At 59.8% G+C, this 12,748-nt stretch carries 12 protein-coding genes; 4 read left to right on the top strand and 8 right to left on the bottom strand.

Features of this window, described 5'->3' with window-relative positions:
- Positions 1-8 precede the first annotated feature (8 nt).
- Together HFD97_RS09645 and flk are read left to right on the top strand one after the other, a co-directional pair.
- Entirely contained in the window at positions 9-1,514 is a 1,506-nt protein-coding gene (locus HFD97_RS09645) for a tripartite tricarboxylate transporter permease (RefSeq protein WP_009088963.1), read from the top strand.
- 112 nt (positions 1,515-1,626) lie between these two features.
- Positions 1,627-2,676, top strand: a complete 1,050-nt coding sequence (flk, locus tag HFD97_RS09640; protein ID WP_167431387.1) for a flagella biosynthesis regulator Flk — start codon at positions 1,627-1,629, stop codon at positions 2,674-2,676.
- Position 2,677: 1 nt separating this feature from the next.
- On the opposite strand, the gene HFD97_RS09635 is transcribed toward flk, so the two are convergent.
- Positions 2,678-3,121, bottom strand: a complete 444-nt coding sequence (locus tag HFD97_RS09635) for a rhodanese-like domain-containing protein (protein ID WP_167431386.1) — start codon at positions 3,119-3,121, stop codon at positions 2,678-2,680.
- Between the two features lie 87 nt (positions 3,122-3,208).
- Here HFD97_RS09635 and HFD97_RS09630 point away from each other — a divergent pair, with 87 nt between their 5' ends.
- Entirely contained in the window at positions 3,209-4,630 is a 1,422-nt protein-coding gene (locus HFD97_RS09630) for a PLP-dependent aminotransferase family protein (RefSeq protein ID WP_167431385.1), read from the top strand.
- A gap of 81 nt (positions 4,631-4,711) precedes the next feature.
- On the opposite strand, the gene fabB is transcribed toward HFD97_RS09630, so the two are convergent.
- Positions 4,712-5,932, bottom strand: coding sequence for a beta-ketoacyl-ACP synthase I (fabB, locus tag HFD97_RS09625; RefSeq protein WP_009088958.1), 1,221 nt, complete (start codon positions 5,930-5,932; stop codon positions 4,712-4,714).
- A gap of 154 nt (positions 5,933-6,086) precedes the next feature.
- On the opposite strand from fabB, the gene mnmC reads away from it, so the two are divergent.
- Positions 6,087-8,093, top strand: a complete 2,007-nt coding sequence (mnmC, locus tag HFD97_RS09620) for a bifunctional tRNA (5-methylaminomethyl-2-thiouridine)(34)-methyltransferase MnmD/FAD-dependent 5-carboxymethylaminomethyl-2-thiouridine(34) oxidoreductase MnmC (protein ID WP_167431384.1) — start codon at positions 6,087-6,089, stop codon at positions 8,091-8,093.
- A gap of 37 nt (positions 8,094-8,130) precedes the next feature.
- Here mnmC and HFD97_RS09615 read toward each other — a convergent pair whose 3' ends face one another.
- From HFD97_RS09615 to prmB, 6 genes are read right to left on the bottom strand one after another with little or no spacing between them, the layout of a single operon-like run.
- Positions 8,131-8,415, bottom strand: coding sequence for a YfcL family protein (locus tag HFD97_RS09615; RefSeq protein ID WP_009088954.1), 285 nt, complete (start codon positions 8,413-8,415; stop codon positions 8,131-8,133).
- A gap of 32 nt (positions 8,416-8,447) precedes the next feature.
- On the bottom strand, positions 8,448-8,993 hold the full coding sequence (locus tag HFD97_RS09610) for an elongation factor P hydroxylase (protein WP_009088952.1): 546 nt from the start codon (positions 8,991-8,993) through the stop codon (positions 8,448-8,450).
- A gap of 19 nt (positions 8,994-9,012) precedes the next feature.
- Positions 9,013-9,816: a sulfite exporter TauE/SafE family protein gene (locus HFD97_RS09605; RefSeq protein ID WP_009088951.1), complete on the bottom strand. Its 804-nt coding sequence runs from the start codon at positions 9,814-9,816 to the stop codon at positions 9,013-9,015.
- Between the two features lie 8 nt (positions 9,817-9,824).
- Positions 9,825-10,649, bottom strand: coding sequence for a penicillin-insensitive murein endopeptidase (gene mepA, locus HFD97_RS09600; protein WP_167431383.1), 825 nt, complete (start codon positions 10,647-10,649; stop codon positions 9,825-9,827).
- 4 nt (positions 10,650-10,653) lie between these two features.
- On the bottom strand, positions 10,654-11,739 hold the full coding sequence (aroC, locus tag HFD97_RS09595; RefSeq protein WP_009088945.1) for a chorismate synthase: 1,086 nt from the start codon (positions 11,737-11,739) through the stop codon (positions 10,654-10,656).
- Between the two features lie 45 nt (positions 11,740-11,784).
- Entirely contained in the window at positions 11,785-12,717 is a 933-nt protein-coding gene (prmB, locus tag HFD97_RS09590; protein WP_009088944.1) for a 50S ribosomal protein L3 N(5)-glutamine methyltransferase, read from the bottom strand.
- Between the last annotated feature and the right edge of the window lie 31 nt (positions 12,718-12,748).

The following is a 12,748-nucleotide window of genomic DNA, read 5'->3' as shown; positions in this document are numbered from 1 at the left end:
AGAGCATCATGGATACCTGGTCCTTTTTAATGCAGGGCTTTGCCGTCGCCATGACGCCAGAGAATCTGCTGATCGCCCTGATCGGCTGCTTTATCGGCACCATTGTTGGCCTGCTGCCTGGCCTGGGGCCAATCAATGGCGTAGCCATTCTGATGCCGCTGGCTTTTGCGCTGCACCTGCCGGCCGAGTCGGCGCTGATTCTGCTGGCCACGGTTTATATCGGCTGTGAATATGGCGGGCGCATCTCCTCCATTCTGCTCAACGTTCCAGGCGATGCCGGCGCAATCATGACCGCGCTGGATGGGTATCCGATGGCGCAGCAGGGTAAAGCGGGCGTCGCGCTCTCCATTTCGGCGGTCAGCTCGTTTGTTGGCTCTACGATTGCCATCGTCGGCATTATTCTCTTCGCCCCGCTGCTGGCCAGCTGGTCACTGGCGTTTGGACCGGCAGAGTACTTTGCCCTGATGGTGTTTGCCATCGCCTGCCTGGGCAGCATGATGAGCCACAATCCGCTGAAATCTTTTCTTTCGGCGCTCATTGGCCTGGGCATGGCCACGGTCGGGGTGGATGCCAATACCGGCGTCTATCGCTTCACGTTTGACAGCGTTCATCTCTCTGACGGCATTCAGTTTGTGGTTGTCGTCATTGGTCTGTTCTCGGTCAGTGAAATTTTGCTGATGCTCGAGTCGACCAGTAGCGGCCAGAAAGCGGTGCGGGCAAGCGGCCGCATGATGTTCAACATGAAGGAGGCGGCGATGGCCACAGGCGCGACGCTACGCTCCTCTTTTCTGGGGTTCTTTGTCGGCGTTCTGCCTGGTGCCGGAGCGACCATTGCCAGCGCTATCGCCTACATGACGGAGAAAAAAATCAGCGGCAGTGAGCAGTTCGGTAAAGGGGATATTCGCGGTGTGGCCGCACCGGAAGCGGCAAACAATGCCTCAGCCTGTGGCTCCTTTATCCCGATGCTGACGCTGGGAATCCCCGGCTCCGGCACCACAGCGGTGATGGTCGGCGCTTTAACGCTCTATAACATCACGCCAGGTCCGGCGATGTTTGTTGAGCAGCCAGATATCGTCTGGGGTCTGATCGCGGCACTGCTGATTGGCAACGTTATGCTGCTGGTGATGAACATTCCGATGATCAATGTTTTCGCCCGGATGCTGAGCATTCCGCTCTGGTTCCTGGTGCCGGCCATTGCCGCCATCTCCGCGGTGGGCGTCTATGCTGTGCACAGCACCACCTTCGATTTGCTCCTGATGGTCGGCCTGGGAATCTTTGGTTATATTCTGCGCAAGATGGACTTTCCGATGTCGCCGCTGATTCTGGGCTTTGTGCTGGGTGAGATGCTGGAGCAGAACCTGCGTCGTGCCCTCTCAATCAGTAACGGTAACCTGGTTATTCTGTGGGAAAGTCCTATCTGCAAAGTGCTGCTGGTGCTGGCGATTTCGGTGCTGGTTCTGCCACCGATCTGGAAACGCTGGCGTCGCTATCGCCTCAGACTGGCTGAAGAGTAAATCTCACGCTGAACTGTGCCTCCCCCGTGGGATTTCGCGGGGGCTTTTGCTATCATGGCCTATTCTTTTTCCGGCGCACCCGACGCTGTTCTGTTTTCCCAAGGAATCCGCCATGCAACCTCTCAGCGGCCCCGGTGTGCCGGTCGGCGATCGTTCATCTCTTAATCCGCAAACCGGCGTAACACGTCACGGTTCTGTGGCGGGTGAACAGCCCCTCTCCCCGGCTCAGCGCACGACATTAGAACGCCTGATCGTGCGTATCTTATCGCTCAGCAATCTGAAGGCACCTGAACTCTGGGCGGGCGTCCGGCATGAGGTGGGCGTGAAGAGTGAGGCAGAGCTGCAGTCGCGTCACTTTCCGGCTGCGGAGCAGTATCTCAATGGTCGTCTGACTCAGGCGCAGAATGGCCATGCCACGCGTCAGTTGATGACTCAGCTCACAGAACTGCTGCCGAAGGGCAATAACCGTCAGGCGGTGAGTGACTTTATCCGCCAGCAGTTTGGTCAGACCGTTCTGAGTTCGCTGAGCCAGGACCAGCTGCGTCAGGTGCTGACGATGCTGCAGAACGGGCAGATGACGATCCCGCAGCCGCAGCAGAGCCGCGTCAGCGATCGGACCCTGCTCCCGGCGGAGCATCAGACGCTCAATCAGCAGGTGGTCCGACTGGCCGCCGCCACCGGAGAACCGACCGGCAAACTCTGGACGGCGGCGCTGAAACTGGTCGGACTGACCAGCGGCGATCCCATCCCCTCGCGCCACTTCCCGCTGCTCACCCAGTATCTGCAGGTACGTCAGACGCTGAGTCAGCACAGCGCACCGACCTTACAGCTGCTGGAAGCCTCGCTGAAACAGCCGCTGGATCAGCACGAGCGGCATAGCCTGGAAGAGTACAGCCAGCAGCGTTTTCAGGCCACACCGCAGACGGTGCTAACCGTGACGCAGACGCAGGATCTGCTGAACTTCCTGTTCAGCCGTCGCGCCGATCGTGCCGAGAAAGTTCACGAACAGCCGCTGGCCGCCAGTGAGATTAAACCGCAGCCGATCTGGTCGCCCTTTGTCGCCTCGCTACCGTCACCGCTGCAGCCCCTGGCGCAGCGTCCCCTGCTGGGTCTGTTTGTTGCGCTGGTGGTGATCACCCTTCTGCTCTGGCTGGTGCTCTAGGTCAGCAGCCACAGGATGCATCGGGTGCGGTGACGGGCCATTCGCCCGGCGCCTCCCCCCAGGTCAGCGGATGACCTTCCCGTTTCCAGAAATCCAGCCCGCCAGTCAGCTCCTTCACCTGAAATCCCAGTTCCGCCAGCTTCAGAGCCGCTTTCGTCGAGCCGTTACAGCCGATGCCGTCGCAATAGGTGACATAAATGCGGTTGCGGTCGAGCGGCTCGCAGCTGGAAGCATTGATCTCACGGTGGGGAAAATTAATCGCGCCGCTGATATGGCCGGCGCGATAAGCCGCCGGTGCGCGCGCATCGATCACCTGAATGCCAGGCAGATTCCGGGCCAGATCCTCCGCCAGATCCCAGGCGTCTGTATAATAAGCGAGTTTTGCCTGCAGATAGTCGAGGCTTTGCTGCGGCGTGGCGGCGGGAAAATGTAATACAGATGACATCGCGATTCTCCTGTTGAAGTGAGCGTGCAGTTTACGGCAGAGTGGACTGCCTGCTGATACCCATTTTGCGCCAGGAATAAGACCCATATGAGTTCTCCGCTGTTGCAGCTTTTCCAGCATCAGGCCAGCGGCGGCGTGCGTGAGCGCCTCTGCACCACCCTGCGGCTGGCCATTAACCGGCATCATCTGCACGCCGGTCAGCAGCTGCCCTCCAGTCGCCAGCTGGCGCAGGATCTCCGGATTTCACGCGTCACGGTGGAGGCCGCCTATGGTCAGCTTGAGAGCGAAGGCTATCTGCGACGCGAGATCGGTCGCGGAACGTTTGTGGCCATCACGATTCCCGCAGGCACCGCTTCAGCGGCACGCGTTCAGCCCGCCCGTTTCTCAGCGCGGGGGCAGCAGGTGCTGGCAACCGGAGGCTGTCAGGATCCCCCGTTTCCTCACGCCTTTGCTGCCGGTTCCCCGGAGTTACGCGCTTTTCCCCATGACAGCTGGCGACGCCTGAGCAGCAGCGTGCAGCGTTCGCTGGGCAGCGCCGCCATGGGATATGGCGATCCCTGCGGCTACCTGCCGCTGCGCAGTGCGATTGCTGATTATCTGGCGCTCTCGCGGGGTATGCAGTGCCAGCCGGAGCAGGTGATTATCCTGACCAGTTCGCAACAGGCGCTACAGCTGCTGGCGATGATGTTCGTCGATCCCGGAGATGATGTGTGGATAGAGGAGCCAGGCTATCCCGGCGCACGAAACGCGCTGCTCGCCGCAGGCGCAAAGGTGCACGGGATAACCGTCGATGCCGAAGGCGCAGTGCCGGGTCACGGCAGTGCAAAGCTGATGTATCTGACGCCTTCACACCACTATCCGACCGGGGTAACGCTGAGCCTGCCCCGCCGTCTTGCCTGGCTCGCCTGGGCGCAGCGCAACCAAAGCTGGCTGATTGAAGATGACTACGACAGCGAGTTTCATTATGACGAGCGCCCGATTCCTGCGCTGCAGGGACTGGACCGTCATCAGCGGGTCATTACGCTCGGCACCTTTTCGAAATCGCTGTTCCCTTCACTGCGTCTGGCGTGGATGGTGGTGCCTCCCGCGCTGATTGCCCCTCTGGGCCAGGCTCGCAGCGTGCTGGATGGACACAGCGCCCTGCTGCCCCAGGCGATTACCGCGGCCTTTCTGCAGCAGGGACATTTTGCCACTCATCTGCGGCTGATGCGTCAGCTCTATCACAGCCGTCGCGATCGATTGCTGGAGCAGATTGCGCAGCGCCTCTCACCGTGGATCACGCCCATCGCCAGTGGTGGCGGACTCCAGCTGACGGTGACAGTAGAACAGGATGAAGCGCGCTTAACCGCGCTCGCGGCACAACAGGGATTGCTGTTGCCTCGTCTCAGCCCGCTCTATGCCGGCTCCGCGTCTCAGCAGGGCTGGATACTCGGCTTCGCCGCGCTGACGCCTGATGAGATTGTGGCAGGGTGCGATAAACTGCTGAGGCTGCTGCAGCGGGAGGGATAAATCTGGCCGGCTCCGGTTTACCGTAAGCCAGAAAACAAAAGGGCCGGCAAAGCCGGCCCTTCAGCGTGCTGACGTAAAAGATTACGCCTGATATTTACGCATGGTCAGCGTAGCGTTGGTGCCACCGAAACCAAAGCTGTTAGACATCACGGTCGTCAGCTCTTTTTCCATCGGCTCAGTCACGATGTTCATACCGGTGGCAGCTGCATCCAGTGAGTTGATGTTGATGCTTGGCGCGATAAAGCCATGCTCCAGCATCAGCAGCGAGTAAATCGCTTCCTGCACGCCAGCCGCACCCAGTGAGTGACCGGTCATTGCTTTGGTTGCTGAAATGTAAGGGGTTTTCTCGCCAAACACTTCACGAATCGCACCCAGCTCTTTCACGTCGCCCACTGGCGTAGAGGTACCGTGGCTGTTCAGATAGTCGATTGGCGTGTCGACGCCGTTCATTGCCATCTTCATGCAGCGCACCGCACCTTCACCTGAAGGCGCAACCATGTCTGCACCGTCAGAGGTCGCACCGTAGCCGACGATTTCGGCATAGATGTGTGCACCGCGAGCCAGCGCATGCTCCAGCTCTTCAACCACCACCATGCCACCGCCACCGGCGATAACAAAACCGTCGCGCTCGTTGTCATAGGTGCGTGACGCTTTTTCTGGTGTGTCGTTGTAACGGGTGGAGAGCGCGCCCATGGCGTCGAACTCACAGGCCATTTCCCAGCAGAGCTCTTCGCCGCCGCCGGCAAAAACGATATCCTGTTTGCCCAGCTGAATCTGCTCAACGGCGTTACCGATACAGTGCGCAGAGGTGGCACAGGCGGAGCTGATCGAGTAGTTTACGCCATGAATTTTGAATGGCGTGGCGAGACAGGCAGAGACGCCAGAAGCCATCGCCTTGGTGACCACGTAAGGGCCAACCGCTTTCAGGCCGCGTGGGCTGCGCATTGCATCAGCACCAAAGACCTGGAAGCGCGGGGAACCACCGCCCGAACCTGCAATCAGCCCTACACGCGGGTTGCTCTGATACATTTCATCAGTCAGGCCGGAATCTTTAATCGCTTCTTCCATGGAGAGATAAGCATAGATGGACGCATCACTCATAAAGCGCACAACTTTGCGATCGATGAGGCCGGTGGTATCTAATTTGACGTTACCCCAGACGTGACTACGCATGCCGGAATCTTTCATCTCTTCAGAAAAGGTGATGCCAGAGCGTCCTTCACGCAGAGATGACAGCACTTCCTGCTGGTTATTACCAATACTGGAAACGATCCCTAAGCCAGTAATCACAGCACGTTTCATTCAATCTTCCTCATCCACTTCTTCGTAATTGGCATGCACTCTAGCGTACACTTGTACGCCGAACAAGTCCGATCAGCTATTTCCTTTTGTAAATTTGCGTCATGTGACCTGGGTCGTTAAAATCGCGCCACTGCCTGAAAAACGAGCCTTTCCCGTGAAATTAACCCCGGTTAAACATGCGCAGCTAAACTGGAATGAACAGGGTACACCTGTTTCCCGAGCGTTTGGCGACGTCTATTTCTCTAACGACAACGGTCTGGAAGAGACACGCTATGTGTTCCTTGGCGGCAACGGTTTCCCGCAGCGTTTTGCGGCGCATCCGCGCGATCTCCTGATCGTGGCGGAAAGCGGGTTTGGTACCGGCCTGAATTTTCTTACTCTGTGGCAGGCCTTTGACGCCTTTCAGCGTGAACAGCCTGGTGCGACAGTAAAACGTCTGCATTTCATTAGCTTTGAGAAATTTCCGTTAACCCTCGCGGATCTGATCGCGGCGCATCAGCACTGGCCCGAACTTGCCCCCTGGGCAGAAGCGCTGCAGGCCCAGTGGCCGGCTGCCCTGCCCGGCTGCCAGCGACTGCTGTTTGACGGCGGGCGCATCACGCTGGATCTGTGGCTGGGCGATATCAACCTGCTGATGGAAAAAGTGGATGAGAGCCTGCATCGTCAGGTCGATGCCTGGTTCCTCGATGGCTTCGCGCCCGCAAAGAATCCCGATATGTGGACGCCCGCGCTGTTCAGCATGATGGCGAAGCTGGCGCGTCCACAGGGGACTTTCGCGACTTTTACTGCTGCAGGGTTTGTGCGGCGCGGTCTGCAGGAGACGGGATTTGATGTCACCCGCCGCAAAGGATTTGGTCCGAAGCGCGAAATGCTGTGCGGCAGCCTGCAGGATGCGCCTCTGCTATCCGGCACGCAGCCCTGGTATCATCGCCGTCCGGCGGCGCAGCGGGAGGTCGCCCTGATTGGCGGCGGCGTGGCCAGCGCGACCCTGGCGCTGGCGCTGCTGCGCCGAGGCTGGCGGGTAACGCTCTACTGCGCCGATGAGGCGCCCGCGCTGGGTGCCTCCGGTAACCGGCAGGGCGCACTCTATCCGCTGCTCAATCAGCACGACCCGGCCCTCGCCACCTTCTTCCCGGCGGCATTCAGCTTTGCCCGGCGACTCTACGACCAGAGCGGGGTCACCTTTGAGCATGAGTGGAGTGGCGTACTGCAACTGGGCTGGGATGAAAAAAGCCGCAAAAAGATCGAACAGATGCTGGCGATGGATCTGCCTGAAACCCTCGCCTGCGGCGTCGATGTCGCAGAGGCGGAAAACCGGGCGAAGGTAGCGCTGGGCTGCGGCGGCATTTTCTATCCGGAGGGCGGCTGGCTCTCACCGGCTGAGCTGACCACCGCGCTGCTCGCCCATGGCGAGACACAGGGCTTACGCATTCACTGGCTGCACCGGGTAAGCGGGCTTTCTCAAGAGGAAGATGGCTGGACGCTGACCTTCAGCGACCGCCCGGCGGTTCACCATTCTGCGGTGGTCCTGGCAAACGGTCACGCGATCGCCGACTTTGCGCAAAGCGCCCCGCTGCCAGCCTACCCGGTAGCGGGTCAGGTAAGCCATGTTCCCGCCACGCCTGCCCTCAGCGCGCTGCAGACCGTGCTCTGTTACGACGGCTATCTGACGCCGGTCAGCACCCAGTTTGGTACCCACTGTATCGGTGCCAGCTACCATCGTGGTGAAACCGCAACGCGTTATCGCGAGGCGGATCAGCAGGAGAATCGCAGTCGACTGCTGCACTGTCTGCCTGACAGCCGCTGGGCGGAAACGGTGGATGTCAGTGAGGGAGAAGCCAGAATGGGCGTGCGCTGCGCCACGCGCGATCACCTGCCGATGGTGGGCGGCGTGCCCGATTATGCCGCGACGCTGGCACAGTATGCCGATTTACCGGCCCGGCTTGCGGCAGGCAGTCAGATTACTGACGCGCCCGATCTGCCGGGGCTTTATCTGTTTGGTGCGCTGGGTTCGCGCGGCTTATGCAGCGCACCGCTGGCGGCCGAGGTGCTGGCCGCCCAGCTGGCAGGTGAGCCACAGCCGCTGGATGCGACCACGCTGGCAGCACTCAATCCGAATCGCTACTGGGTCAGGAAACTGCTGAAGGGGAAAGCGGTGTAAAGCGGGTCTGCAGGGCGGCGCTTACCGCCCTGTCATATCATGCGGAGAGCTGGCGCGCCTGAACAAACAGGTTGTCCCACATGCCGACCACCAGCGCCTGGTCGCGCGGTGAGAGTTCGCCTGCGGCAATGGCGTTCTGCAGGCTGCGGGTCACCTGAACCTGCAGCGCTTCTGGCGTATGCTCATCCAGCTGCTCCACTTCAGCGACCGCCAGGGTCAGATGCCCGCGCAGATAACCGCTGGCGAACAGTTCATCGTCACTGGCATGCTCGACCATGTCGTCAATCAGGGCCAGGATACGCGCTTCAAATTCTGCGATCATCTCAATTCCTCTTTTGATAATGTCATCCTGCATCACAGATCGTCCGGCCAGGGAAACTGCGCCGCTGTTAATGAAGGCCTGCCATAAAATTCCGCCAGGGCGGTAATAAAACGCGCGGGACGCGCGGGAATACCCGCCGTCAGATAGCTCATGACCTGAGCATGTACCTTACGCTGAAACGCAATGCGATCCGGCTCACAATCTCCGTCGAGATTGTCACAACTGACGTTGAAGGGAAAGCCCGCCGCCATACAAAACATCCACTCCAGCGCCTGTGGCTTCACTTCAACGGCTTCAAACTGGCTCTGGGTCAGCGCATCGCGGCCATCCGGGCAGTACCAGTAGCCAAAATCGACCAGTTTGCGGCGTGCCTCACCGGCGATGCACCAGTGAGAGATCTCATGCAGGGCGCTGGCGTAAAAGCCGTGGGCAAAAACCACCCGGTTCCACGGCGACTCTGCATCAGCAGGAAGATAGATCGGTTCATCGTCGCCTTTAATCAGGCGTGTCTGAAATTCATCGCTGAAGCAGCGATCGAACAGCGTAATCAGCTGTTCATAATGATGGGTCGGGTTCATGACGTTATCACGTAAAAAGTTACGATTGCAGTGTGGAGAGCCACGCCATCACGGCGCTGCCATGGCTGTCCCACAGGAGTTTTATGCTCATTACGGCAGAGACAATCACCACCATCGGGCGGATCAGTTTCTGCCCGCGGCTCAGCACCAGCCGGGCGCCCAGACGCGCGCCGCAGAACGCGCCGAGCATCATAATCAGGCCGGTTCCCCACACCACTTTGCCGCCGAACATAAAGAACAGCAGACTGCCCACGTTAGAGGTGAAGTTGAGAACTTTGGCATGGGCTGTCGCCTTCGCCAGGTTGTAACCGCAGAGCGTGACAAAGGCCAGCGCATAGAAAGAGCCCGCGCCCGGCCCGAAAAATCCGTCATAGAAGCCCACGGCACCGCCCCCGACCAGCGCATAGGCGAGGCCGTGCAGGCGACGCGCCCGGTCTTCTTCACCGAGACGCGGCATCAGCAGAAACCACAAGCCAATCGCGATCAAAAACAGCGGCAGCATCTGACGCAGAAAGTCCGCCTGCAGGCGCTGGATCAGCACCGCGCCCAGCACGGACCCCAGCAGCGTCATGGCGATATTCAGCCACTGCTCACTCAGATTAACTGCGCCGCGTCGCACAAAGTAGAGGCTGGCCGAGAACGACCCGCCGACCGATTGCAGTTTATTGGTCGCCAGCGCCTGAGCCGGTGAGAGACCCGCCGCCAGCAGCGACGGTACCGTCAGCAACCCCCCGCCACCCGCAATCGAGTCAATAAAACCGGCGAGCATGGCAATCAGAAACAGCAGCCCGACCAGCAGCGGACTGACCACGAACCACTCCATGGAATCCCTTACAGTAGATGTTTATCCAGCAGAGCCTGACAGGCAGGCGGTAACGGCGGCGGTTCACGTTTCACCGGCGCGCCCGATTCGGGCTGCTTCGGCAGGAACCAGCTCTGCAGCTCTGCGCCACAGCCATCGCCCGGAGGCGGTGGCGGCTGATCTTCACAGCCGATACTGCCGGTCGGGCAGCGCAGCCGCACATGCATATGCGCCCGATGCGCGAACCAGGGACGCACTTTGCGCAGCCAGTCACGATCGGCACCGGCATCCGCACAAAGCTGCTTTTTAATTGCCGGGTTGACGAAGATGCGCGTGACATCATCATCTTTCGCCGCCAGTTTAATCAGGCTGTCGATTTCCGGCTGCCAGTGGCGCGCAATCACGTTTTTATCACCCGGCCCGACCAGATCCAGCGGCTGCGGCTTCAGCAGCTGCTGCGCGGTCCAGCGGGTTTTCGGCAGTTGCAGCCAGATATCGACATCCAGCCCGGTCTGATGGCTGGCGTGACCGCTGCTGAAACGTCCGCCAGCCGCCATGCCCATATCCCCAATCAGCACATTACCCAGCTGCAGGTTGTGCACGCGGGTCGTCAGCCGCTGAATAAACGCAATCAGATCGGGATGACCGAAATAACGACGCTGATCCTGACGCATCACCTGATAGTCGGGTGAATTGAGCGGCAGTGCCCGGGCGCCAATAATACAGCCATTCGCAAAGCCGCCGATGGACTGCGGTGTGCCGCTGATGGGCTGCTGAATACGCTGCCACGGCGTCGCCGCCAGGCTGGAGGCGCTGAACAACAGCGCGCTCAGAGTAAGCAGAAGTGCCTTCATGCCATCACCAGCGCGGCACGGTGCTGTTAACGTCACCGTTCTGCGCCCGCTGGCGCAGCAGATGATCCATCAGGACGATCGCCATCATCGCCTCGGCGATCGGCACGGCGCGGATCCCGACGCAGGGATCGTGGCGGCCTTTGGTGATCATCTCCACCTCTTCGCCATCGCGGGTAATGGTTTTACCCGGCACGGTGATGCTGGAGGTCGGTTTCATTGCGAGGTTGGCGCTGATGGTCTGACCGCTGCTGATGCCGCCCAGAATGCCGCCGGCGTGGTTACTCTGGAAACCATCGTGACGGATTTCATCCCGATGCTGGCTGCCGCGCTGGCTGACCACCGCGAAGCCGTCACCGATCTCCACCCCTTTTACCGCGTTGATGCTCATCAGCGCGTGCGCCAGGTCGGCATCCAGACGGTCAAAGACCGGTTCGCCCAGGCCAGGCGGCACGTTGTCAGCCATGACCGTGACTTTAGCCCCGATGGAGTCGCCCTCTTTTTTCAGGCCGCGCATCAGTTCATCCAGCGCCTCCAGCTTCTCCGCATCCGGGCAGAAGAAGGGATTCTCTTCCACGATGCTCCAGTCTTTCAGCTCACAGGCGATATCCCCGATCTGCGCCAGATAGCCGCGCACCACCACACCATGTTTCATCTGCAGATACTTCTTCGCTATCGCACCGGCGGCCACGCGCATCGCGGTTTCACGCGCCGAAGAGCGGCCACCGCCACGGTAGTCGCGCTGACCATACTTCTGCTCGTAGGTGTAATCGGCATGGCCGGGACGGAAGAGATCTTTGATCGCGCCATAATCCTGCGACCGCTGATCGGTGTTCTCAATCAGCAGGCCAATAGAGGTGCCGGTGGTCACACCCTCAAACACACCGGACAAAATTTTCACCTGATCCGGCTCGCGACGCTGCGTGGTATAGCGCGAGGTGCCAGGACGACGACGGTCGAGGTCATGCTGGATATCCGCTTCGGTCAGGGGGATGCCCGGTGGCACCCCATCAACGATGCAGCCCAGCGCAAGACCATGGGACTCGCCAAAGGTAGTTACTCGAAAAAATTGTCCGATGCTGTTTCCGGCCATGCTGTTTCCTTGTCAGGGTTCGGCGGGCGAGGCTTCGCCCCACTTTTAGTCTTTGTAAAAAGAGAAATGGTGTTGTGCGTCGACGATCTGCTGGCGCGTCAGCGTAAAGACCCCGTCACCGCCGTTGTCAAATTCCAGCCAGGTAAAGGGCACATCGGGATACTGCTCGATCATATGCACCATGCTGTTACCGACTTCGCAGACCAGAACGCCCTGCTCGCTGAGATAATCAGGCGCGCAGGCCAGAATGCGGCGCACCAGCTTCAGACCATCGCTGCCCGCCGCCAGACCCAGCTCCGGTTCGTGGCGATATTCATTGGGCAGATCGTCCATATCTTCCGCATCCACATAAGGCGGGTTAGTGACGATCAGGTCATATTTCAGCGGCGGCAGTTCGCGGAACAGGTCGGCACGAATCGGCGTGACCTGATTGATCAGGCCATGTTCTTCAATATTCTGTTCGGCCACCGCCAGCGCACCGGTCGAGATATCGACGGCGTCGACCTCCGCTTCCGGGAAGGCGTAAGCGCAGGCAATCGCGATGCAGCCGCTGCCGGTGCACATATCCAGAATATGCGCGGGTGGCGTGCTGATAAGACCGGCAAAGCGGTTCTCGATCAGTTCGCCAATCGGTGAACGCGGCACCAGCACGCGCTCATCAACAAAGAATTCGTGACCGCAGAACCAGGCTTTGTTGGTCAGGTAGGCGACCGGAATACGCTCGTTAACGCGACGAATGACGCGCTCGACAATCAGAAGACGTTCGCTGGCGGTCAGACGCGCGTTGCGCATATCTTCCGGAATATCCAGCGGCAGCCAGAGAGACGGCAGGACCAGTTGAACGGCTTCGTCCCAGGGATTGTCTGTGCCATGTCCGTACCAGATTCCGGCAGCGGAAAAGCGGCTTACCGCCCAGCGCAGCATGTCCTGAATGGTGTGCAGTTCGTTCACTGCCTCATCGACGAAAATTTTGTCCACGTAGCCCTCCGCAGGCCTTTTGCTAAATCGG

Origin of the sequence: Pantoea sp. EKM103V (assembly GCF_011800365.1) — a bacterium.
Classification (GTDB): domain Bacteria; phylum Pseudomonadota; class Gammaproteobacteria; order Enterobacterales; family Enterobacteriaceae; genus Pantoea; species Pantoea anthophila.
Note: the sequence above shows the minus strand (reverse complement) of the source record. Positions and strands in the feature narration are given on the sequence as shown.

Excerpts from the sequence above, each read along its gene's own strand:
- fabB (WP_009088958.1), bottom strand. The coding sequence starts at position 5,932 with ATGAAACGTGCTGTGATTACTGGCTTAGGGATCGTTTCCAGTATTGGT.
- HFD97_RS09610 (WP_009088952.1), bottom strand. The coding sequence starts at position 8,993 with ATGAACCCGACCCATCATTATGAACAGCTGATTACGCTGTTCGATCGC.
- HFD97_RS09635 (WP_167431386.1), bottom strand. The coding sequence starts at position 3,121 with ATGTCATCTGTATTACATTTTCCCGCCGCCACGCCGCAGCAAAGCCTC.
- HFD97_RS09630 (WP_167431385.1), top strand. The coding sequence starts at position 3,209 with ATGAGTTCTCCGCTGTTGCAGCTTTTCCAGCATCAGGCCAGCGGCGGC.
- flk (WP_167431387.1), top strand. The coding sequence starts at position 1,627 with ATGCAACCTCTCAGCGGCCCCGGTGTGCCGGTCGGCGATCGTTCATCT.
- mepA (WP_167431383.1), bottom strand. The coding sequence starts at position 10,649 with ATGAAGGCACTTCTGCTTACTCTGAGCGCGCTGTTGTTCAGCGCCTCC.
- HFD97_RS09605 (WP_009088951.1), bottom strand. The coding sequence starts at position 9,816 with ATGGAGTGGTTCGTGGTCAGTCCGCTGCTGGTCGGGCTGCTGTTTCTG.
- HFD97_RS09645 (WP_009088963.1), top strand. The coding sequence starts at position 9 with ATGGATACCTGGTCCTTTTTAATGCAGGGCTTTGCCGTCGCCATGACG.
- HFD97_RS09615 (WP_009088954.1), bottom strand. The coding sequence starts at position 8,415 with ATGATCGCAGAATTTGAAGCGCGTATCCTGGCCCTGATTGACGACATG.
- aroC (WP_009088945.1), bottom strand. The coding sequence starts at position 11,739 with ATGGCCGGAAACAGCATCGGACAATTTTTTCGAGTAACTACCTTTGGC.